This is a genomic window from Vibrio sp. 397, from assembly GCF_033339395.1.
GTDB lineage: Bacteria > Pseudomonadota > Gammaproteobacteria > Enterobacterales > Vibrionaceae > Vibrio > Vibrio alginolyticus.
In genome coordinates, this window is sequence record NZ_JAWOUN010000007.1 from 233,439 (window position 1) to 255,592 (window position 22,154).

The 22,154-nt window shown below is 42.5% G+C and carries 17 protein-coding genes; 13 read left to right on the forward strand and 4 right to left on the reverse strand.

Going from position 1 to position 22,154, the window contains the following annotated elements:
* Positions 1 to 134 precede the first annotated feature (134 nt).
* Together sppA and ansA are read left to right on the forward strand one after the other, a co-directional pair.
* The gene (gene sppA, locus R7P36_RS13640) at positions 135 to 1,985 is read left to right on the forward strand and encodes a signal peptide peptidase SppA (RefSeq protein ID WP_318099316.1); all 1,851 of its coding nucleotides are present in this window, start codon (positions 135 to 137) and stop codon (positions 1,983 to 1,985) included.
* A 164-nt stretch (positions 1,986 to 2,149) separates the two neighbouring features.
* Positions 2,150 to 3,163 (forward strand): asparaginase, encoded by a 1,014-nt coding sequence (gene ansA, locus R7P36_RS13645; RefSeq protein WP_017635822.1) that lies wholly within the window; start codon positions 2,150 to 2,152, stop codon positions 3,161 to 3,163.
* Positions 3,164 to 3,258: 95 nt separating this feature from the next.
* On the opposite strand, the gene R7P36_RS13650 is transcribed toward ansA, so the two are convergent.
* On the reverse strand, positions 3,259 to 3,543 hold the full coding sequence (locus R7P36_RS13650) for a YeaC family protein (protein ID WP_005380700.1): 285 nt from the start codon (positions 3,541 to 3,543) through the stop codon (positions 3,259 to 3,261).
* Between the two features lie 101 nt (positions 3,544 to 3,644).
* On the opposite strand from R7P36_RS13650, the gene R7P36_RS13655 reads away from it, so the two are divergent.
* A complete protein-coding gene (locus R7P36_RS13655) occupies positions 3,645 to 4,466 on the forward strand; it encodes a DUF2989 domain-containing protein (RefSeq protein ID WP_005384926.1) in 822 nt (273 codons plus the stop codon).
* 117 nt (positions 4,467 to 4,583) lie between these two features.
* On the opposite strand, the gene msrB is transcribed toward R7P36_RS13655, so the two are convergent.
* The gene (gene msrB / locus R7P36_RS13660) at positions 4,584 to 4,991 is read right to left on the reverse strand and encodes a peptide-methionine (R)-S-oxide reductase MsrB (protein ID WP_005380698.1); all 408 of its coding nucleotides are present in this window, start codon (positions 4,989 to 4,991) and stop codon (positions 4,584 to 4,586) included.
* 337 nt (positions 4,992 to 5,328) lie between these two features.
* On the opposite strand from msrB, the gene gap reads away from it, so the two are divergent.
* From gap to R7P36_RS13710, 10 genes are all read left to right on the forward strand, one after another.
* The gene (gene gap, locus R7P36_RS13665; protein ID WP_005380697.1) at positions 5,329 to 6,324 is read left to right on the forward strand and encodes a type I glyceraldehyde-3-phosphate dehydrogenase; all 996 of its coding nucleotides are present in this window, start codon (positions 5,329 to 5,331) and stop codon (positions 6,322 to 6,324) included.
* Positions 6,325 to 6,480: 156 nt separating this feature from the next.
* Positions 6,481 to 7,365 carry a D-hexose-6-phosphate mutarotase gene (locus R7P36_RS13670; RefSeq protein ID WP_213899709.1) on the forward strand — a complete coding sequence of 295 codons (885 nt, stop codon included), beginning with the start codon at positions 6,481 to 6,483 and terminating at the stop codon, positions 7,363 to 7,365.
* Between the two features lie 197 nt (positions 7,366 to 7,562).
* Entirely contained in the window at positions 7,563 to 9,599 is a 2,037-nt protein-coding gene (locus R7P36_RS13675) for a methyl-accepting chemotaxis protein (protein ID WP_213899710.1), read from the forward strand.
* A 96-nt stretch (positions 9,600 to 9,695) separates the two neighbouring features.
* Positions 9,696 to 10,523, forward strand: a complete 828-nt coding sequence (gene rlmA / locus R7P36_RS13680) for a 23S rRNA (guanine(745)-N(1))-methyltransferase (protein ID WP_062730495.1) — start codon at positions 9,696 to 9,698, stop codon at positions 10,521 to 10,523.
* Between the two features lie 97 nt (positions 10,524 to 10,620).
* Positions 10,621 to 11,568: a ChaN family lipoprotein gene (locus R7P36_RS13685; RefSeq protein ID WP_053349599.1), complete on the forward strand. Its 948-nt coding sequence runs from the start codon at positions 10,621 to 10,623 to the stop codon at positions 11,566 to 11,568.
* A gap of 251 nt (positions 11,569 to 11,819) precedes the next feature.
* Positions 11,820 to 12,179: a hypothetical protein gene (locus tag R7P36_RS13690; RefSeq protein WP_053349598.1), complete on the forward strand. Its 360-nt coding sequence runs from the start codon at positions 11,820 to 11,822 to the stop codon at positions 12,177 to 12,179.
* A 398-nt stretch (positions 12,180 to 12,577) separates the two neighbouring features.
* Positions 12,578 to 14,155 (forward strand): alkaline phosphatase, encoded by a 1,578-nt coding sequence (locus R7P36_RS13695; RefSeq protein ID WP_318122181.1) that lies wholly within the window; start codon positions 12,578 to 12,580, stop codon positions 14,153 to 14,155.
* Positions 14,156 to 14,291: 136 nt separating this feature from the next.
* Entirely contained in the window at positions 14,292 to 14,591 is a 300-nt protein-coding gene (locus tag R7P36_RS13700; RefSeq protein WP_005384938.1) for a ribbon-helix-helix domain-containing protein, read from the forward strand.
* A gap of 140 nt (positions 14,592 to 14,731) precedes the next feature.
* Positions 14,732 to 15,127: a VOC family protein gene (locus tag R7P36_RS13705; protein WP_005380685.1), complete on the forward strand. Its 396-nt coding sequence runs from the start codon at positions 14,732 to 14,734 to the stop codon at positions 15,125 to 15,127.
* A 17-nt stretch (positions 15,128 to 15,144) separates the two neighbouring features.
* Positions 15,145 to 15,429, forward strand: coding sequence for a putative quinol monooxygenase (locus R7P36_RS13710; protein WP_213899711.1), 285 nt, complete (start codon positions 15,145 to 15,147; stop codon positions 15,427 to 15,429).
* Between the two features lie 69 nt (positions 15,430 to 15,498).
* On the opposite strand, the gene R7P36_RS13715 is transcribed toward R7P36_RS13710, so the two are convergent.
* Entirely contained in the window at positions 15,499 to 17,178 is a 1,680-nt protein-coding gene (locus R7P36_RS13715) for a mechanosensitive ion channel family protein (RefSeq protein ID WP_005380681.1), read from the reverse strand.
* Positions 17,179 to 17,766: 588 nt separating this feature from the next.
* On the reverse strand, positions 17,767 to 22,137 hold the full coding sequence (locus R7P36_RS13720) for a hypothetical protein (RefSeq protein ID WP_318122182.1): 4,371 nt from the start codon (positions 22,135 to 22,137) through the stop codon (positions 17,767 to 17,769).
* Between the last annotated feature and the right edge of the window lie 17 nt (positions 22,138 to 22,154).

Here is a 22,154-nt window from a genome sequence, read left to right on the forward strand (position 1 = left end):
GATCAATCTCGTGTGAAAATATGCCAATTGTTGAGTGGTCGTGATAAGCTAAAAAAATGTTATCTTTTGAGATCTTAGAGATAAGAACCCATACTTTGTTAGACTCGGCGTAACTATCTCGTTATGGAGACAAGATGAAAAAACTCTTCAAATTTATTGGTTTGATATTTAAAGGGATATGGAAAAGTATCACTTTCATCAGACTCGCACTGGCAAACCTAATTTTCTTGCTGATGATTGCCGTTTTCTACTTTGCCTTTACTTATACCGGAGACGGTCAACCTGTCGTCGAAAAAGAATCGGCATTGGTGATGAACCTTTCAGGCCCAATTGTCGAACAAAGACGTTATGTAAACCCAATGGACTCTTTTGCTGGTTCCCTTTTGGGTAATGAGCTACCGAAAGAAAACGTCCTTTTCGATATCGTTGATACTATTCGCTACGCGAAAGACGATCCTAAAGTGTCTGGATTAGTGCTAGCACTGCGAGACATGCCAGAAACAAATCTCACGAAACTACGTTACATCGCGAAAGCGTTGAACGAATTTAAAGCGTCAGGCAAACCCGTTTACGCCGTAGGTGATTTCTACAACCAAAGCCAATATTACTTGGCAAGTTACGCTGACAAAGTTTATCTGGCACCTGATGGTGGTGTATTGATTAAAGGTTACAGCGCTTACTCAATGTACTACAAAACGTTACTTGAAAAGCTTGACGTTTCTACTCATGTTTTTCGCGTAGGTACTTATAAATCCGCTATCGAACCTTTTATTCGTGATGGCATGTCCGATGCGGCGAAAGAGTCAGCAACACGTTGGGTTACTCAATTGTGGAGTGCTTTTGTTGATGACGTAACAACAAACCGAAACATTGATGCGAAAGTGCTTAATCCAACCATGGATGAGCTGATTAACGAAATGAAGTCTGTAAATGGCGATATTGCTCAGCTCGCAGTCAAACTGGGGCTAGTGGATGAACTTGCGACACGCCAAGACATTCGCACTCTATTTGCAAAACAGTTTGGTAGCGACGGCAAAGACAGCTACAACGCGATTGGTTACTACGACTACCTTGCAACGATTCGTCCCGATTACACACTACCTCAGCACGACATCGCCGTTGTTCTAGCCAGTGGCGCGATTATGGACGGTCAACAACCTCGCGGAACTGTTGGTGGTGACACGGTCGCAAGCTTGCTGCGTCAAGCACGCAATGATGAAAAAGTGAAAGCGGTCGTGTTACGAGTAGATAGTCCAGGAGGCAGTGCCTTTGCTTCTGAAGTGATTCGTAACGAAGTAGAAGCTCTGAAGCAAGCAGGTAAGCCGGTTGTTGTATCCATGTCGAGTTTGGCCGCTTCTGGTGGTTATTGGATTTCAATGAGCGCAGACAAAATCGTTGCTCAGCCAACAACCCTGACGGGCTCCATTGGTATATTTAGTGTCATCACCACGTTTGAAAAAGGCTTTAGCAAGTTAGGTATTAATACTGATGGCGTTGGCACATCGCCGTTCTCAGGTGACGGTATTACCACTGGCCTTTCTGAGGGCGCGTCTCAAGTGTTCCAATTAGGTATCGAACACGGTTACAAGCGCTTTATTTCTCTAGTTGGCGAGAATCGCGATATGTCTCTAGAGGAAGTTGACAAAGTTGCTCAAGGTCGAGTTTGGACTGGCCAAGATGCACTATCCTTTGGTCTTGTCGATCAAATGGGTGACTTTGATGATGCTGTAGAGCTAGCGGCGAAACTAGCGAACGTAACCGATTACGGCATTTACTGGGTAGAAGAGCCTCTTTCACCTACTGAACTATTTCTACAAGAGTTTATGAAACAGGTGAAAGTCTCTCTAGGTATTGATGCAACAAGCTTGCTACCAAAAAGTCTTCAACCCGTAGCTCAACAATTCGAACAAGACGCAAGCTTGCTCCAAAGCTTCAACGATCCTAAAGGTCAATACGCATTTTGTTTGAACTGCCAAGTGCAGTAGTTTTTCCATCAATATTACAAAGGGCACTTCTACTTGAAGTGCCCTTTTTATTAGGCTTTGCATCTCCTCAGATGACTTTCTGATGCTGTGCGTATAGCCTCGCATCTCAAGGTTATTTAGGTATATAATCCCCGCCTCTGTTCCCCTACACGAAAGAAAAAACGATGACTAGAAAACACATCTACATCGCTTACACCGGTGGTACCATCGGAATGCAAAAATCCGACCACGGCTATGTGCCTGTTGCTGGCTTTATGGAAAAGCAATTAGCAAGCATGCCCGAATTCCATCGTCCTGAAATGCCGGATTACACCATCCACGAATACGACCCTCTGATTGACTCATCAGATATGACACCTGCTGACTGGCAGCAGATTGCGAATGATATTCGTGACAACTATGACAAATACGATGGTTTCGTTATCCTACATGGTACTGACACCATGGCGTACACAGCGTCCGCATTGTCTTTCATGCTTGAAAACCTTGGTAAGCCAGTGATTGTAACGGGTTCACAAATCCCTCTCGCAGAGCTGCGTTCTGACGGCCAAGCAAACCTGTTAAACGCGCTACATATTGCGGCAAACTACCCGATCAACGAAGTAACTTTGTTCTTCAATAATCAATTGATGCGTGGTAACCGCAGCACAAAATCTCATGCAGACGGTTTTAATGCCTTTACTTCACCAAACCTTCCTCCACTATTGGAAGCTGGGATCAATATTCAAGTTAGCAACAGCGTAACCGTTGGTGCACAACCAGAAGGTGAGTTTAAGGTTCACAACATCACGCCACAACCAATCGGTGTGATCACCATGTACCCTGGTATTTCACACGAAGTTATCCGCAACACGCTTCGTCAGCCCGTGAATGCGATGATTCTTCTGACTTTTGGTGTCGGCAATGCTCCTCAAAACCCTGAGCTGCTTGGTCACCTGAAAGAAGCCTCTGAGCGCGGCGTTATTGTCGTAAACCTAACTCAGTGTTTGGCAGGTAAAGTGAATATGGGCGGATATGCCACAGGTTGTGCGCTCGCAGACTCTGGTGTTATCAGTGGCTTTGACATGACGCCCGAAGCGGCGCTGGCAAAACTACACTACCTTCTAAGCCAAAACCTTTCTTACGAAGAAGTAAAAGAGAGAATGCAACAAGTACTGCGTGGTGAAATGAGCCTGTAAGTTCAAGCTTTCTGCGATCTAAAAAGCCCAATACAATTTGGGCTTTTTTCTTTCAAAATCAATATAATAAAATTTTGAGAAATAAGGCGTAAGGATTAATCAATGTTCGGATTGACACGAACAATATCGCTCTCTTCTCCGCTGAATTGTTTTTTAAGCTCTTGTTTTGATTTAAAACTGATTTCACCACCGGCTGCAACCGTCATATGCTGCGCATCAGTATTATGTTTTGATTGATACAACATCACAGCTTGCATACACGAATCTCGCTGCTCTTTAGAAAGTGTTGTACCCTCAGGCCATCTTCCCGTTTCTACTGCATAGACTAAGCGATCATAAACTTCTGGAGTCATCGCTTGTAATAGTTGTTCTGCGTCCATAGTGTACCTTCTTATTACATTCTATTTACAGAACATAACGGGTTAAGAAACTGAGTCAAGAATACGAAAATGAATTGGTGTAACGGATCACAAGCAAAGCCATGAAAAGAACAAACTGGTTACTTCTCAGCCTCGCATGTTTTGTGCTATCGGGCTGTTTTGAAGGTAACGTGACAACCGAAGAGTTGTGCCAAAAAACACCAGAACTGCGTTGCGAGCAGCTCAATATGGATGACGGCCAATGTCGAATTCCAAGAACAAATTTGGTTTGGCATCGGTTTGAGCAATTGAAAAACCCATCGGAAGCAAACCAAATCATCGAATACGGTCTGGTCGCTGAATATAGGAAATGCTTAGAACTCGCCTCCCAGATCACCCCTATTGATCAAAGTGCTCTCAAAAGACAACGCTTTAATGCATTGGTACACAGTATTGATGAGCTAGAGCGCATCGTAAACGAGTTAAAAGGCTCAGAAGACCCGGCTACTTTGTATTTCTTATGGTCTCAAACGGGAGATACTCAAGCTCGGCGCGCATTTTTACAAATGGAAGGGTCTCCCCAATTAAATAATGCTGAGATGCAATATGCATTAGCCACTTTTTATACCAACCGAGATACCAAGAAAACCCTGGAGCTTCTTAATAACGCGTTGTCTTTATCTGATGAAGACAACATCAATCCGGTCATTCTCAAGTCAATGGCAAGTATTCATCAGGGGCTTGGAGACAAAGAGCAAGCGTATCTATGGGCAATGGTCGCGAAGAGATTCGACGTACCGCTTGCTGATGAAAAGCAGCTCCAACGTATGTTCAATTTCAGTCATCCAGAGCGATATAAGCAGTTGGATGAATTAGCCGAATCGGTGGCGAAAGCCATAGAGAAAGGTATCTATTCCCCAGCAATGATACCCAGTGAGATATAAACGAAAAACTCCCGCAATGAGCGGGAGTTTTTATTTAAGTCGAGCGACACTCAGATCACTGTTGAGCATGAATCATCCTGAAAGGATAAAACAATCTCGAGCACAATTTTGTCGTTATTATTCTGATTTGTTGAAAATTAACGACACAGAATTAACACAAAAACGCTCTCCTGTGGTCTGTGGGCCATCTTCAAAAACGTGCCCTAGATGGCTATCACACGTTGCACAACGAATCTCTGTACGTACCATTCCGTGACTTAGATCTTCTAAATAACGCACCGCTTGATCGTTGATAGGCGCATCAAAACTTGGCCATCCGCAGCCAGAGTCATACTTGTTATCAGAGACAAAGAGAGGGGCATTACAACAAGTACAAGCATAAACACCAGTTTCCTTATTATGCAGTAGCTTACCGCTGAAAGGAGGCTCTGTACCTTGCTCTCGGCAAACACGGAACTCTTCATCAGACAGTTGCTCACGCCACTGTTCATCTGACTTCGTCACTTTTTTCCCGCTTTGTTCCACGACTTTCGGCTCCTTATTTACTGTTCTTGGTATTGACTTTTTTAGCAAAAAACTTGCTTCTCTTAACAGTTGTAGCACATACTTTCTCACCAGGACACCATGCGTAATTAATTTGATAAGAGCACTTATCTCACCAGTTATATTACGCCAACTGGGCTACAGAAGAATCAGTTAAAAGTTTAAAAAACGTACATTTGCAAAGAATTGTTAAAAAAAGCGTCGCTTTTTTTTGACTTTAAACAAGTTAAGTCCGATTATCACTTGCAGATGTTTACTGGATTCTGTAATTTTACTACCAGTTATCTTTAATCAGAAATTAAGTTGTGGAGCAACTATAATGACTATCAAAGTAGGTATTAACGGTTTTGGCCGTATCGGTCGTTTCGTATTCCGTGCAGCGCAAGAGCGCAACGACATCGAAGTAGTAGGTATTAACGACCTTATCGATGTAGATTACATGGCATACATGCTTAAGTATGACTCAACTCACGGCCGTTTCAACGGTACTGTTGAAGTTGAAGGCGGTAACCTAATCGTTAACGGTAAAACTGTACGTGTTACTGCAGAGCGCAACCCTGAAGACCTAAAATGGGACGAAATCGGTGTTGACGTTGTAGCTGAAGCAACTGGTCTTTTCCTAACTGACGAGACTGCACGTAAGCACATCACTGCTGGCGCGAAAAAAGTTGTACTAACTGGTCCTTCTAAAGACGCTACTCCAATGTTCGTTAACGGCGTAAACTTCGACACTTACGCTGGTCAAGACATCGTTTCTAACGCTTCTTGTACTACTAACTGTCTAGCGCCTATCGCTAAAGTTCTTAACGACAAGTTCGGTATCGAATCTGGTCTTATGACTACAGTTCACGCAACTACAGCAACTCAAAAAACTGTAGATGGTCCTTCTGCTAAAGACTGGCGCGGTGGTCGTGGTGCTTCTCAAAACATCATCCCATCTTCAACTGGTGCTGCTAAAGCTGTAGGCGTTGTACTTCCAGAAGTAAACGGCAAACTAACTGGTATGGCTTTCCGCGTACCAACTGCTAACGTTTCTGTAGTTGACCTAACTGTTAACCTAGTTAACGGTGCTTCTTACGAAGACATCTGTAAAGCGATGAAAGAAGCTTCTGAAGGCGAACTAAAAGGCGTTCTAGGCTACACTGAAGATGCAGTTGTATCTCAAGACTTCATCGGCGAAGTTTGCACTTCAGTATTCGATGCTAAAGCTGGTATCGCGCTAACTGACAAATTCGTTAAGGTTGTATCTTGGTACGACAACGAAATCGGTTACTCAAACAAAGTTCTAGACCTAATCGCTCACATCTCTAAGTAATTAGAAAGTTAGCAATTAGCGAATAACTTCGTTAAAGAAAAGGCGGCTCTAGAGTCGCCTTTTTTGTATCTGGAATTTGAGAGAATGCAGGCTCGATGTTGCATTTAATGTGCGAAGCGCGTCTAAAAGCTCTCCCCCAGCGATAGGAAACTACACATGGATTTAAAAACTCTCCCAGCCCTAACGGTGCTATCTGATAACGTCACTATCGTTGAAGTTGATCAGATAAAAATCGTCCGCGTGATTCATGACAAAGCAACGGCAGGCATCTCGCTACACGGTGGTCATGTCGTGTCGTTCACGCCTGAAGGTCAAGAAGATCTGATCTGGATGAGCGAAAAAGCTGTCTTCGATGGTAAGGCTGCTCTTCGCGGTGGTATTCCGGTTTGTTGGCCTTGGTTTGGGCGTATTGCTGCTCCAGCTCACGGCTTTGCCCGCACCGCAGAATGGGAGTTGGTTGAACATCGTGAGAACCATAACGGTGTGATTGTTGAACTTGCTCTGTTCCCGACAGAAGAAATCCACGATATTTGGCCCCATATGTTTGACGCTCGTTTGGTTATTGAAGTGGGCGATGAGCTAAAAGTGACGCTCAAAGTCATGAATATTGATGACGAGGCTTGGACCTTCTCTGGCGCATTACATACTTACCTAAACGTTGGAGACATTAAGCAAGCACAAACGACAGGCATGGGTGCCGAGTACATTGATAGCTTGAAAGCTGATGCGGTATGCCAAGGTGGTAATGTTCTACAACTAACTGACACCATTGATCGCGTTTACACGCAACCAGAAGCGAAAATTTTGGTAAAAGACCCGGTATTGGATCATACGCTAAGCGTACACAACCAAGGCCACAACTCAGCAGTATTATGGAACCCTTGGGCAGAAGGTGCGCAAAGCATGGGTGACATGGCTGACGATGGTTATCAAACCATGTTGTGTGTGGAGTCTGCTGTTCATGCACCAAGTATTGAGCAAGGTCAAACCCTCCAACCAGGTGAGACACATGAACTTGTCACTGTCATTTCAGCGCAGTAAGAATCACCATATAAAGGCCGGGATACCCGGCTTTTTTTGTAATAAAAGCTCTGCTTAGATGGTCCTATCTTTACTAACTTATTGGTTACTGGTCACTTTTGACGGTTTCATTAATAAATATCAAAAAAATTGATCATATAAACCGATAGCATACCGATACAAAACTCATAAATAATAAAAATATCAGGAATTAGTCTATGTTAGAGAGATACCGAAATCAAAGTGTCGGATTCCAGTTGAAACTGGTGATCACTTTGTGTCTATTCATTGCTTTCAGCAGTATTGCAGCGCTTGTTTACCGCAACGCTTCCGATGTTCTATTGGAAAGCACACTGAAAGAACACCAATCTAAAGTAGAATCAATGGCAAAAACCATTGCTGGCCAATTCGATGCTTACCTGCACACCGCTAAAGTCCTCGAATCTACTTTTCGCAATGGCTACCTTGCCGGTGTCTATGTCGAAAATTACACGGTTGACTTCATGGGACATGAAGTACCAAACATCACTCAATACAGTGAAAGCTTAATTAATGACACCAAGTTGGTCGACAGTTTCACACGTGATACCGGCGCTATAGCAACGCTATTCGCACCATTGGGTGACGACTTTATTCGGGTGTCCACCTCCCTAAAAGATCCACAAGGTCAGCGAGCGGTCGGAACCACGCTAGGCATCAACCATCCTGGTTATCAGCAACTTAAAGCAGGACAACCGTATTACGCTCAAATTAAATTGTATGGCGAGCGCTACATTACCTACTATGCCCCAATCAAAGATGCGACAGGAAAGGTAGCAGGCCTATCGTTTATTGGCTTACCAGTAGACCAAGCGACACAAACCTTATTCGATGCACTCGAAGAGATAAAATGGGGCGACACTGGTTACACCATTATCGTTGATAACGACGACAACAATCTTGGTAAATACCTACTTCATCCAGCAAAAAGCGGCTCAGATTCGTCAATACTAGAAGTCGCCGACTACAATGGTCACAAGCCTTTTGGCCAGATTTTCGAACAATCTAGTGGATTAATTCGCTACCCTTTCGAGTACCAAGGTAACGTAGGCGAAAAGTATCTTGTCTACACAGAGGTTCCAGGTTGGAACTGGAAACTGCTAGGCGGTACGTTTATCAAAGAAGTTACAAAAGGTAGCGACACGCTTCTCACACTCATTGCCATCATTTCTTCGGTAGCGGCAATCATTACTTTTGTTGTACTGACACTTTTCTTGAATCACAGCTTACAACCTCTCACGACTCTAAACTCATACATGACTCGCTTAGCCGGCGGCGAAGTCAGCTTGAGCATCCCAGCGTCTCGTAAAGCATCAAAGAATGAAATTACGAACCTGAGCTCGGGTGTCGCCAGTATGGCAAGTCAGCTCAATGAACTTGTCGGTAAGATCCGTTCAACAAGCGACTTAGTGGAGAGCAACTCCACCAGCGTTGCCAACGATGCACATAGCAATTTGACCCAAGCCGACCGACAACAACAAGAAGTCGAGCAAGTTGTGACAGCGATTGAAGAAATGGCCTCTTCCGCTCAATCTGTCGCACAACAAGTCGAAAGCATTGCGGAAAACGTACGCTCAGCAAATACCGATAGCCAGTCTGGTCTCGCGATTGTTGAAGGCGTATGTATCGACGTTGCTCAACTTAACGATCAATTGGATCAATCAGCAACGGCTATCGAGCAAGTAAATCGCGATAGCGAGAGTATTCAAACCGTCACTAAAATGATTGATGAAATTGCTGAGCAAACCAATTTACTTGCCTTGAATGCCGCCATTGAAGCAGCACGAGCAGGTGAACAAGGTCGTGGCTTCGCAGTTGTAGCAGATGAAGTGCGCACACTTGCGCACCGAACCCAAAGCTCAGTTCAGGATGTCGTGGAAATTATCGAGAAACTAAAAGGGTCGACTCATAATGCAGTTAATATGATGACAGACAGCCAACGCAGTGCAAACCAGGTCTTGGACAAAGCACAAGACGCGGGCACAGCATTAGAAGCCATCGCAGTACAAGTGCAGTCGATAGCCTCTCAAGCCGACGCCATTGCAGCGACTTCAGAAGAACAAGCTCAAGTTTCACAAGAAATTGCAGCAAATGCCCATTCTATCAGTGAACTTAACCGAGAAAGCCGCAACACGAGCGCAAAAACCTCGCAAAGTGCCATTGAACTTCAACAACAAGCACGAAACTTGAAAGAGCAAGTCGACTTCTTCCACTAATACTTAATAAGAGCCGACCCAGTCGGCTCTTTTTGTTTCACTTGATACCACGCTTTTTGATAGAATTTGCCGCCCTACTTTCTGTTCGAGATCGTCATGAACTATCAATGCCCTCTATGCCACCAAGCTCTAGCGTTAAATGAAAAAACGTTTAAGTGCGAAAACAATCATCAGTTTGACTTAGCAAAAGAAGGCTACGTTAACTTGATGCCAGCGCACCACAAACGTTCTAAAGATCCTGGTGACAACAAAGAGATGATGCAAGCTCGTCGTCGATTCCTCGAAGGAGATTACTACAACCCAATGCGCCAAGAAGTGGCGCAGCTGTGTGCAACATACACTGAGGGGAGCACCCATCAATTATTAGATATTGGTTGTGGTGAAGGTTACTACACAGATCAAGTACAAAAGACGATAGAAACACAAGCGAACCATGCCACGATTTATGGCTTAGACATTTCCAAAGTTGCCATTCGTTACGCGGCGAAGCGTTACACGCACTGCAACTTTAGTGTGGCTTCTAGTCACCGACTTCCCTTCGCAAATGAATCCTTAGATGCCATTTTGCGCATTTATGCCCCGTGTAAAGCTGAGGAGCTGCAGCGCGTTGTAAAAAACGACGGCGTTGTTGTCACGGTTACTCCTGCTAGTCGCCACTTATACCAACTGCGTGAGCGGATTTATCAAGAAGTTCGTCTTCACAATGAAGAACCAGAACATATTGAAGGGTTTGAATTAGAGCACCAGCAGCATCTTAACTATGTTATGGACTTGAAAAACGGAGCCGCAGTCGATTTATTGCAAATGACGCCATTCGCATGGAAAGCAACCGATGCTCTTCGTGAAGAGTTGAAATCCGCTACACTTTTCCAATGTGAGGCTGATTTTATGTTGCGTGTATATCGCAAAAAAACACTCAATTAATACGTCAAAAAAACAACAAACGCAAATAGTTATCATTTATATTGATTCATTGCTCAGCCTCCATTAATATCATCCGGACATTTTTGGAGGCTTTTCAATGCGCTTTTCTACTTTGAGCTTGCTCTTTGCAGGCTTACTTACTGGTTGCTCTTCATATACGCACACCAACTCTCACGCAACCTCAGCGGAAGTCACTAGTTTTTACGACTACCAACTATACACCCCTTCTGGCGAGCACATCGCTCTAAGCAAACTGCCAATTGAGCTGCAACAAGCAGATGTCATTCTTATTGGTGAATGGCACACACACGCCGGCATTCATCGCTTTCAAACCGATATGCTCAAACAACTTACGTCCTACGACCGCTCACTCGCGTTATCTATGGAACAATTTACCCGCGACAAACAACCTGTTGTTGACGCTTACCTACGTGGGGAGATCGGCGAACAGTACTTAATGAAACAAGCCAACGCTTGGCCCAATTATGAAAGCGACTATCGCCCTCTCGTGGAGTTTGCTAAGCAGAAAAATCTCCCGGTCATTGCAGCAAATGCACCAAAGAGCATTGTCCGATGCATTGGTCGACAAGGGCTAGATTACATTAACAAGCTCGATGATGATCAGCGGATGTTCATTGCACAAGCCATCAACACTGGTAGTAGTCCGTACAAAGAAAAGTTCATGGCATCCATGCATCACGGTAAGCCAGAGCAGACGGAAAAACAGTTTGCAGCTCAAGTTACTTGGGATGAAACTATGGCGGAATCTATCGTTAGCTATCTAGACGACAACCCAGGCGCTCAGATTGTCCATGTTGCGGGCAAGTTTCACACCGAGCAAGGGTTGGGTACGGCAGCATCAATCTTAAGCCGCAACCCGAGCTTAAAAGTGGTTGTAATTAGCCCAACAGATAACGTGCTTTCTGATAATACAGACTATCAGTTAGAGGTTCTCGCACCACCAGTACGGTATGTACAAGATGCTCACCGCATGGCGGCATATCAACATCTAACTAAACGCAATAACGATCTTCAATGTAAGTAGCTGGTCTTCAATTTAAGTTACTACCTTGCCGTTGCGTTGCATCATCACACCGCTTCGAGTTCATAGAGTGACAAGGGTCTGCTTCCTGCTGGTCTATTTTTTGCTAATGATCACCAATAGAAACTAGAAGCGGCAAAAGCAGACCTGTTTTTATCCAAATAGCTTCAGAAATAAACTTTGCCGCCGATAAAAATATAACTGCTTTTTACCCGCACTCAGTGACCGAGTGTCGATGTTCCAAGGAGTATTCGATGAATCCAGTAGGAAGCACTTCTGTTAATAGCTATGCCAAACAACCTGTCGCCTCTAAACAAGCAAGTATTGCACAAGAAGAAACTAGTGCTTCGCCGCTGAAAGTCGAACACAATAAGGTGACGCTTTCGACCGAAGGCAAAGCGCTACTTGCCGCTCTGCAACAAATCGAGCACGACAGCAAAAAAATAGAAGCAGAAGATAAATCTGTTGGTGAAAAGGTCGAATCTTTCACACATGGTGCGCTTGGCATGGATCACCCCGATAAAATCGAGAAAGAAGAGGATGGCTCATATTCTGCGGGTCAATACCTTTCTGCGGCACTTACCGTTGGTGGCATCATACTGGCATTAGTCTGATAACCAGTCTGATAATCGTCACGACAACAAATCCTATTTGAACCAAACACTTACTGCAGCCCATAATTTAATAAGCCAAAGAACGATATGATGCAAACGTAAGTGAATTCGACCGCTCTTGTGGCCCGATAATATATGCTCGTTTATTGCTCCCTAAACTAGGTTTCTTGTGAAGGCACTGAATGGATAACTTTAGTCCATGCTTTCAACTCCTAAGCGTAATCCAAGCCCACGTTTGTGGGCTTTCTTCTTTCCAAACTAACGAACGTTAGAGAGCGACTCATTTTTTCTGCAAAACCAAACAAAAACGACAATTTGGTTAAACTTTTATTACCGACACAAAACTTTCATAAATCATTGCTTTAATGCCTGCGCTTTCAATAAACAAGGAAAATATAATGAAGCGCTTAGTATCTCCAATCGTTACGGCAGTGGCTGCATCTACCCTCTCTTTCAACGCACTCTCAGCTGAAATCAAAAACGTCATTTTGATGATCGGCGACGGCATGGGTCCTCAACAAGTTGGTTTACTCGAGACCTACGCAAAACACGCACCTAACTCGGTTTACAAAGGCGAAAGCACAGCGTTATACAAACTCGCTCAAGAAGGTGTGATTGGATCATCACTAACCAATCCAGAAGACGCAATTGTCGTCGACTCTGCGTGCTCAGCTACGATGCTAGCGACAGGAATCCCTACCGCTTCTGAAGTCATTGGCATTGATAGCCAAGGCAACCATGTCGAAACTATTTTGGAAAAAGCCAAAAGTAAAGGTAAAGCGACAGGGCTCGTCTCTGATACGCGTATGACCCACGCAACGCCAGCAGCATTTGCCGCTCATCAACCACATCGCTCCCTAGAAAACAATATTGCGGCGGATATGCTCGAAACAGGCGTAGACGTGATGATGTCTGGTGGACTTCGTCATTGGATTCCAAAGTCGACAAACGACAAGGGAGAGACATACGAGCAACTTGAAAAGCTCACTCAAGGTAATGTCTACCTAAAATCGAAACGCAAAGACGAACGCAACTTGCTTGCCGAAGCGCAAGACCAAGGCTATAGCTTAGCTTTCAGCCGCGATATGCTCACACAAGCTAAAGGTGACAAATTACTTGGACTTTTTGCTTACTCGGGCATGAACGATGGTATTGCCTACAGTCAAAGCAAAAACGATCCAAAACGCACGCAGCCATCGCTGAAAGAAATGACCACCAAAGCAATCGACATTCTTTCAAAAGACAAAGACGGTTTTTTCTTGATGGTTGAAGGCGGCCAAATTGACTGGGCTGGCCACAGTAACGATGCAGGTACGATGCTGCATGAAATGCTTAAATTCGATGAAGCGGTAAACTCAGTTTATGAGTGGGCAAAAGGCCGTGATGACACCCTGATCATTGTTACTGCTGACCACGAAACCGGCTCTTTTGGCTTTAGCTACTCATCAGCAAACTTGCCTAAACCACAAAAACGCGACGGCGAAGCATTCAAAAATCAGGATTACGCGCCAAACTTCAACTTTGGTCAGTTCGAGATCCTCGATGGTTTATACAACCAAAAGAAAAGTTACTACGGCATGATCAGTGAATTCCAAGCGCTTGATAAGAAAGAGCAAACTCCAGAGAAGTTTGCGGAAGTCGTGAACACAAATAGCGATTTTTCGATTACGCCTGAGCAAGCAGAACGCGTATTAGCAAGTAAACCAAATCCATACCGACTCGCTGGACACAAATACTTAAGCGAAGAGAACGTACCGACAATCAATGACTTTGATGCTTTCTTTCCTTACAACGACCGTGGCAACTTGCTAGCGCGTGAGCATGCAACAAAGCAAAACACAGTATGGGGGACGGGTACTCATACGCATACTCCTGTCAACGTATTTGCTTGGGGACCTGCAGAAACTATCCTTCCGGTATCAAAAATCATGCACCACTCGCAACTAGGCGAGTACTTGAAGCAACAAATTAAATAATCAACTTGCACTTACTTCACAACTCGTGATGTTTCAACGCTCTCGCAAGGGAGCGTTTTTTTATGCATGAAAACAGTTGACGTTTTAAATCGTACACCACAATAATTATGGGTCTTTAATTATATGAATAAAGAAAATGTGCGAAATCTTTGCTAAGCAACCCCAAGACAACTATCAGTTCATCACCCGCTCTATCCGTATTGATGGTCACGCGACCAGTGTAAAACTTGAAGCGAGCTTTTGGACAATTCTTGAGGAAATCGCTAGTGCTCAAAACATGACGGTTCCTAAATTCATAAGCACTGTTTATCAAGAAGCACTCGAATACAATGGTGAAGTGAACAACTTTGCCTCCTTACTTCGATGCGCTTGCCTCACTTACGCCCGCCAACCTCAAGAGACCACTCGTCAAGCACTTGCGCAACTTAACAGTTAATAGCAACCAACCGAGCAATAACCATCCTAGGCTATGCATCCGTATTATAAACCCTTGAGCATCTTCTAATTTGTCGTACTAGAGTACTACCCAGACTCCTTTTGAAATCGCTAACCTGTGCGGACTATCAAGGAGTACCTATGACAAAAATGATTCACACCATGATCCGAGTAAGTGATCTGGACCGCTCTCTACAATTTTACTGTGACGTACTTGAACTAGAAGTCGCTGATCAATACATCTTTGATGGCTTTTCTCTAACCTATCTAGCCAACCAAGAAACTGGCTTTGAATTGGAACTGACGCACAATCACGACCAAAGTGAGCCCTACACTCACGGCTCAGGTTACGGCCACCTTGCCGTCAGCGTGGAGGACATTGAACAAGCCCACAAACGCATTAAATCTCTCGGCATTGAAACTGGTGACATCAAAGCCTTTGACCATCAACAAAAGCATTTAGCAACGTTCTTTTTTGTAACCGACCCTGATGGTTACAAAATTGAGTTCCTGCAACGCCAAGGGCGTTACCTATAACAAAAAGAGTAAACATTATGATTCACTTGACGGCTACCTTTCATGCACAACCGGGAAAAGAACAAGAGTTGAAAGAGGTACTTACCCGAGCGCTTGAACCTACTCGCAATGAAGAAGGTTGCGTTCGTTATCAATTGTTCCAAGATAAAGACAATGCATGCCACTTCGTTTTTCAGGAGCAATTTAAAAACCAACAAGCATTTGAGCTTCATGGTAAAACAGAACACTTTGCTCTTTTGATTAGCCAGATCGACAACTTGTTAGAATGCGAGCCTAAACTGGTGTTCTTTAACGAACTGTAACTATAGCGCTAACCGAAGATCAAAAAAGGCACTCTATCTAGAGTGCCTTTCACTAGTTGGGACCTGTAATTAAGCGTCTTGCTTCTCCACCATATGCAAATGCACATCTTGTTGTGGGAAAGGAATCGAAATACCTTCTCGGTCGAAGCGTAGTTTCACCTCTTTTGTCACATCCCAGTATACATCCCAGTAATCATCCGTTTTTACCCAAGGACGCACAATAAAATCTACAGAAGACGTATTTAATGTATGAACTTTGATCATTGGCTCTGGAGTGCGAAGTACCGAAGGGTGAGAGGTAATGATATCAGACAATACTGACTCCGCTTTTAAGAGGTCATCCGCATAGCCAATGCCAAACACCATATCCACGCGGCGAATGCGTTCATGCGTGACGTTCTTAATAACATCTCCCCAGATTTTGCTGTTAGGCACAATAATAATTTGGTTATCAAACGTACGGATTGTGGTGTTCACCAAACTCATATGGCTTACCTTGCCATCTACACCGCCAGCATACACAAAATCACCAACATCAAATGGGCGATAAATAAGCAGCATCATACCCGCCGCGAAGTTGGATAACGTGTCTTGCAACGCGAAACCAATAATCACACCAGCAATACCGAAACCGGTTAGGATTGGCGCTAGGTTCAAGCCAAGCTGAGATAAGCCTACCATGATACCGATCACCCACACGAATTTGCCGGACATCGAGATAAAGAAGTCCTGCATCAAGTGGGAAAGTTTTAAGTTTTTCGATGCAACTGCCTTACGGACCACTTTGCGCGTTAACTTAGCCAGTCCACGAGCGATCAATAAAATCAGCGCAAAAACAAACAACTGGAAGATATGCTGCGGTGCATTCTCGGCAAACCAATCCAGTGCAGAGTTGGACCAGTGACTCAGTATTGACCACACAACTTTGGTATTCAGTAAATCATGGGTGATATTACCCGTCACTTCAAAAATTTGGCGTTTGTATTCAGACGTTTCTAAACCGACTTTATCACCAATTGAAATCAGGTTGCGTAAGCTTTCTGTCGCAATATTTAGCCTTTGTTTAGTAATGAGCTGACTAAGTTGCAACGACGCTTTTTCCGACTCTGGGCTAGACGAAAGTTGGGAGCCAATGATCTCACTTTGCTGACTCAAGTACTCAATTGAAGCAGACAGTAAGCGCATACGTTTATCAATTTTATCTTTTAGTTCCGCTTCTGCGCGCTCGTTTTGGGCCCCTAGCTCCTTCAACCAAGCGAGATTTTGCCAGCTCGAATCGAAGCTAACATCAAGATAACGCTGTAGCTCTCGATAATCATTAACAAGAGCAAGCTTCTCTTCATCCTTAGCCTTATTTAAATCCTCGACGACTTTCTTTATTTTTTCCGATAGATAGTTCGTCGCATCCTCAGAGTATTGTTCTTGTTTTTTAACTAGCAAGATCAGCTTGTCGCGAGAGATAGTTTCACGTTCAATCGCTGACGCTAACTGGCTTCTTAATTCTTCATTCTTTTGGAATAGTTGCAGTTGAAGGGCATCACGCTCGTCGCCACTCGCTTGCGAGAGGCTTTGGGATAAATCCACAATCTCTCGGTTCAAGTTGTCAATCGAGATTTCGGCAGCAGAAGGCTCTTGGATATCGTCAGTAGCAGTCGCATGAACAGCCATTGGGGAGAACATAATGACGGCAAGTGCGAATAATGTCACCCAAGATGTCAGGCGCAGTTTCTGGGGGAAATGAAACGTCATGTTTACCTCATAGGGAACAATCCTGATCAAAACAATCAGGAATAGAAGTGTAAAGCGTTGAAATCATACTCCTAAGTTTACAACACTAAATAATAAACTGAGCAGCATTTCGTTAGCGAGACGTCAAAGTTGGGAGCCCCAATAGCAAACAAGCCTTTCATTTAATCAATGAAAGGCTTGTTTGTATTCGACTAAGGACGGTTGGGATGATTTAAGTTATGCAAGAATTATTTTTTGTTTTTATGAATCATGAGAGAAGCCAGTAGTACCAATGGAATCACAACTTTCTCAACAAAAAGCACTTTCTCTAACCAAAACCTGAGAAAATCACCCTAAAATTCTCAACTATCCCATCAAGTCGATCAAAGCAATTCTCGACATTTCGTTGCTAACCAGCGCTCTGCGATACAAGCAATCCTCCTTTGCATCATACAACCACATACAACCACAACTCCGCGTAAGAAACTTTTGGACAAAATGAGTCAGTGAGTTTACTAAATTAGCATTTAACGGATTAAATAGGATATTGCAAAACATCTAACTCAGAGAGCAAATTCAACCACCTAATAAACCCATATCAACTACCTACTACTTAATGTGAATATTTCGAAACATTTTCCCTCTGGGTAGCCGATTGCCTGCAATGTAAGTTTTCATATACTCAGATACTACTGGTGAAACATAACTGGTATCCAATGCTTCTAATTGACCAGGTTTCAGCTTAGACTCAAAGTAGAAATGCTCTGTATTCGCATTATCCGTAGAAAATCCACTTTTATTAACCACACTAAATCGCCCAATTAAATAGAATTGCTCATCCGAAGACTTAAGAATAAACCTTAGATTAGGACTTGCTATAGTCGCTACCCCCAAAGAAGGACCTAAGCCATAATAACGAGCCGGGTACCAGTCTTGATACCAGAATTCCCACTTAGCTATATTTATATCACCTTCCTTAAAACTGATTCCATCAGTATTGCTTTCAATATATGGAGTACCCGTTCCCAGAGATAAATGCGGCGCATATAATCCTCTTACAGCTTTATCAACTTCAAATCTACTAGCGATTTTTTCATGCAAACATATTGATAAAGGGTAAACACCTGTAAAAATTGGGTTTTGATTATTTTCAATTGCGCTAAATTTTTCTGAAGCATTTAGTTCGCAGCCTTCAGCAATGCTCACGGCGAATACCTCTAGATCAACATTGATACCATTAACTTGATGCACAACAGGCCCCGAACCACCCAGCACCACATCATCATTACATGCAAGCTTGTCCAAAATCCTTTTCAGTTTCCTCTCAGCGGGTAACTGTTCATTCTGTATGATTTCTGACGTATCTGGCCAAAAAGCAGGTCTAGATATTGGACCAACAGAATGAAGCAACTCAGAGAAAGGATTGGCCTGTTGCACCAAGTGAAATACTTCAGATTGATCAATAGAGTAATTATTAGCCGCATATAAAATAGTTCGTACATAAGCCGACATCACCGCCGACTCTGTAGCTGAAGATAAACTACACATCAGATGATCCCGCAACCAAAACATGCCGCCGGTGAAGCTGTATGGATCAAAGTAAGAATAATTCTCCCTACTATTAATGTATTCCAGCTCTGAGGACATATGGCCAAGAAGGTCAGCACCAACATTGTTGCCCAAAGTACTTATAGATGTTGAGATATAGCCAGGCACTCCGTTTAAAGATTTTTTCAACCTTTCACTAATTCCAATATATATAGATTTATCCAAATATGAATTAGCTAGATTTTTCTCGTCGTAGTAAAACCCCAAATCTTCAAATAGATATTTCAAAGACAAGGAGTGAAATGGGACCGCCTCTATAAGTTCGTCTGCATCAAAATGTTTTTTTTCAACAAGCTGAAGTATTGATAAATATTCAACGACAGACATTTCATTAGGGAGTGATTTAATACATTCTATAAACTCTTTTCTGCACAAGCCACTATCGTCATTATCAATAATATGGGCTATCTTCATAGCTGTTTTTTTCTTTACAGCTTTATCTGGCCATTGATAAAATTTTAAGAGAAAACTAAAGGCCCATACCTCTTTAGATTTTGTATCGTGCAACCAATAGGACTCTCGAATTGGCAAGTGCTCTATATCCCTTTCCAAACCACGGACGATTACGTCAGTGACATCCGTCGCTAAATCATTCTGACCAACAGCTATTAAAAACATTACTAGCTTACTGGTTGGTACAATTGACCACTCATCGCCACGCAATTGAAGGTGCTCACCATGAGTTGAATCAGCGAACAGTTCCTCCCATCGGTCTCTATACTCTCGGGCATAATAGCAAATCATTTCTTCAGATTTTGAGCCAGAATATCTACTCCAATAACTATTAGCTCTAATACTTCTAAGTGCCCAAACATACGCCCTCCTTTTACCTTGAAGCTTCTTGCTCGCTTGATAAATAGCATCGATACTTTCCTTAAGCCCAGATAAATAAGGGAGGTCTTCATCGTCCTTGAAGAAGTTTTCATATTCAGCTATGACTCGCAGACCTTCTCCAAGATCAACCCAATGTTCTATCCATTGTGAAAGATAACTAGAATCTGAGTATCTATACTCTTTTCTTATTCTCTCTATTAAATCACCTAAATACTCTGGCACATAAGAACCAAAAGGAATTTTTATTTCTTCTTTATCTATATTGCTACTAGAATCTCTATCTCTTGGCTTAGGTGGCTCTTTACCATAATATTCAACAATTTCTTGGAGTACTGGGTCAAGAGAAGAATCTTCATTTGATCGTTCTTTAATAGCCTCAACCAAACCATAAGAATAAAAGCAGCCAATCAAATCTAGTACACCAGGCAAACTGATGTCACCGTTCTTTATATAAGCAATTAAAATATCTTCAAGTACATACCAATTCTGCTCTTCAAGGTGAAAGGAAAACTCATCGTATATTCTGCTAGGCAAATGCTTGCTCAACAGTTGCATATACCAGAATGGTATATGCCTTATTTCCCTCTCCGTGAATGAGAACATGTCTACTGTAAAACATGAAACCCTCTTCAAATAATCAGCAACATCCCCAATATCAGCATCAGAACATGCCTGAATTGATTCAAACACCTCATGAAATGTAATATCTTTTCTATACCCGTAGCCAAGCATGTACTTACAAGCCTGCTCTAAACCAGTTTTCACGGCATCCTTTAAACCGAGTGAAGATGAAATTGATACAATATCAATACACTCATCACCTAGTTCAGCTGTATTACCTTCCCTATTGTTAAGGTCATTTAAAGAATCACACCAGTAATTATTAGCACTATCATGGTCGACAGGAACGAAAGACTGTTTTACTGACTTTTGAAAGAAAACGACTGGACTCCACCACGAATAGTCTTGAACCTCATCAAGATATTTCTTATCAATATTTTCAAAAAGATTTTTTTCTTTCAGCAATAAAGCAATTTTGATGCATGCATTAGGAATGGCATGTATTACAGATAATGTTTTAGAATGAAGTTCATAATCGTACCCAATATGCTTTTTGCAACCCGAACTTTCTATATACTTGTAGATATCTAAAGGGTTTAACTTTTCGCCGTTACGGATTAACTTCGCTGTATTCACAGCTGCAATATAAAAGCCAAACCAAATCAAAAAGTCATAATTATCATCAATTTGGAGTTTTAAAATTTCTTTATCTAAAGTTAATACATCAAAAGCCAAATGATCATTCAATGTATGAAAGAAGAAATCAAGCAACTCACTTTCTGACACATCTTTATGCCTAAAATATACCGGACCAATAAAATTCTTATGTACTAGTATCTGATCTTTTAATAAATAATACGACACACCAAACGAAGAAGATAATACCTCACCTCGATAATCTCTGCTAGATAGATCAATACCTGAAATACAAGCGGCAGTTATAGAGTATTCTAAAAACTTCGGTTTACTTTCTTCAGGGAGATTAAAGTAGTCAATATCAAAAATATATTCTGAATTATCGCTTCTTAACAAGGATGAAAATAGCTTTTCATACAAACCATCTTTAGGGGTAATCCGGTCAATTAAATCAATAACTCTGCCCACATCTGGGTCATCACAATCACACAAAACTTGAATTAACGAATCAACTATTAAGCTAAATTTATTTTCAGTTCCTTCATATATATTCGCGTAAAATACTGCCCTTTTGTATAGTTCTTGATAGCAGTTCTCTGCAACTTCTGGATACTTTTCCCTACATAGTGATGCAACAGCGACGATATCCTCGATATCTAATGTTCTTATATTGTCCGATTTCCAAAGCAATCCATATTCATCATCAGAATGCTTCATAGCCGAGCGAGAAAATTCTGAAAAATCCTGAACCTGATATTCAGGACCATTGATAAACCTAGTTTTCATCAGACGCAAATCAACTAGGCGAGTATAATTTTTATTAGAAAAAGCTACTTTTTCAGCACTAGAGATAATATGTTCGATATGCCCCAACGGATACCCATCGCATAACGAATTTATAACCCACTCTTTAGTAACACCTTTAAGCAGCGGATCAATGTTTTTCATTTCCGATTGTACAATCCAATCCCAGGCCCACCTCCAAAATGATGGAGCGTCGTTGCTAAGCCAATTACTTACAACCGGATATAGCCTTCTTTTAGCGCCTTCAAATTCTTTCCGCTTCTGGATATTTACTAATAGGCTTCCGTGAAACGGAAACACACCGCTCCGGCGGTGTTCCACCAAATGCTCAATTTCTTTATACGCCTCTAAAAATGTTTGTGTCCCTTCAAAACATTTTGCAAAGCTATTTTTACCTGGCCATGGAAATTCTGTCACAGCCATTAAGTATAGAATTTCCTTAGCTAGTTCCGAGAGGTTTGCCCAAATATTCCAGTAGTAAGTGTTAATATCACCATCCGGACACTTATCCAGCTTCTCGATATCATAAACGGACACATTCTTTTCTTTAGCTA

Coding starts and splice junctions, on each gene's coding strand:
- sppA (WP_318099316.1), top strand. CDS start 135: ATGAAAAAACTCTTCAAATTTATTGGTTTGATATTTAAAGGGATATGG.
- ansA (WP_017635822.1), top strand. CDS start 2,150: ATGACTAGAAAACACATCTACATCGCTTACACCGGTGGTACCATCGGA.
- R7P36_RS13650 (WP_005380700.1), bottom strand. CDS start 3,543: ATGGACGCAGAACAACTATTACAAGCGATGACTCCAGAAGTTTATGAT.
- R7P36_RS13655 (WP_005384926.1), top strand. CDS start 3,645: ATGAAAAGAACAAACTGGTTACTTCTCAGCCTCGCATGTTTTGTGCTA.
- gap (WP_005380697.1), top strand. CDS start 5,329: ATGACTATCAAAGTAGGTATTAACGGTTTTGGCCGTATCGGTCGTTTC.
- R7P36_RS13670 (WP_213899709.1), top strand. CDS start 6,481: ATGGATTTAAAAACTCTCCCAGCCCTAACGGTGCTATCTGATAACGTC.
- R7P36_RS13675 (WP_213899710.1), top strand. CDS start 7,563: ATGTTAGAGAGATACCGAAATCAAAGTGTCGGATTCCAGTTGAAACTG.
- rlmA (WP_062730495.1), top strand. CDS start 9,696: ATGAACTATCAATGCCCTCTATGCCACCAAGCTCTAGCGTTAAATGAA.
- R7P36_RS13685 (WP_053349599.1), top strand. CDS start 10,621: ATGCGCTTTTCTACTTTGAGCTTGCTCTTTGCAGGCTTACTTACTGGT.
- R7P36_RS13690 (WP_053349598.1), top strand. CDS start 11,820: ATGAATCCAGTAGGAAGCACTTCTGTTAATAGCTATGCCAAACAACCT.
- R7P36_RS13695 (WP_318122181.1), top strand. CDS start 12,578: ATGAAGCGCTTAGTATCTCCAATCGTTACGGCAGTGGCTGCATCTACC.
- R7P36_RS13700 (WP_005384938.1), top strand. CDS start 14,292: ATGTGCGAAATCTTTGCTAAGCAACCCCAAGACAACTATCAGTTCATC.
- R7P36_RS13705 (WP_005380685.1), top strand. CDS start 14,732: ATGACAAAAATGATTCACACCATGATCCGAGTAAGTGATCTGGACCGC.
- R7P36_RS13710 (WP_213899711.1), top strand. CDS start 15,145: ATGATTCACTTGACGGCTACCTTTCATGCACAACCGGGAAAAGAACAA.
- R7P36_RS13715 (WP_005380681.1), bottom strand. CDS start 17,178: ATGACGTTTCATTTCCCCCAGAAACTGCGCCTGACATCTTGGGTGACA.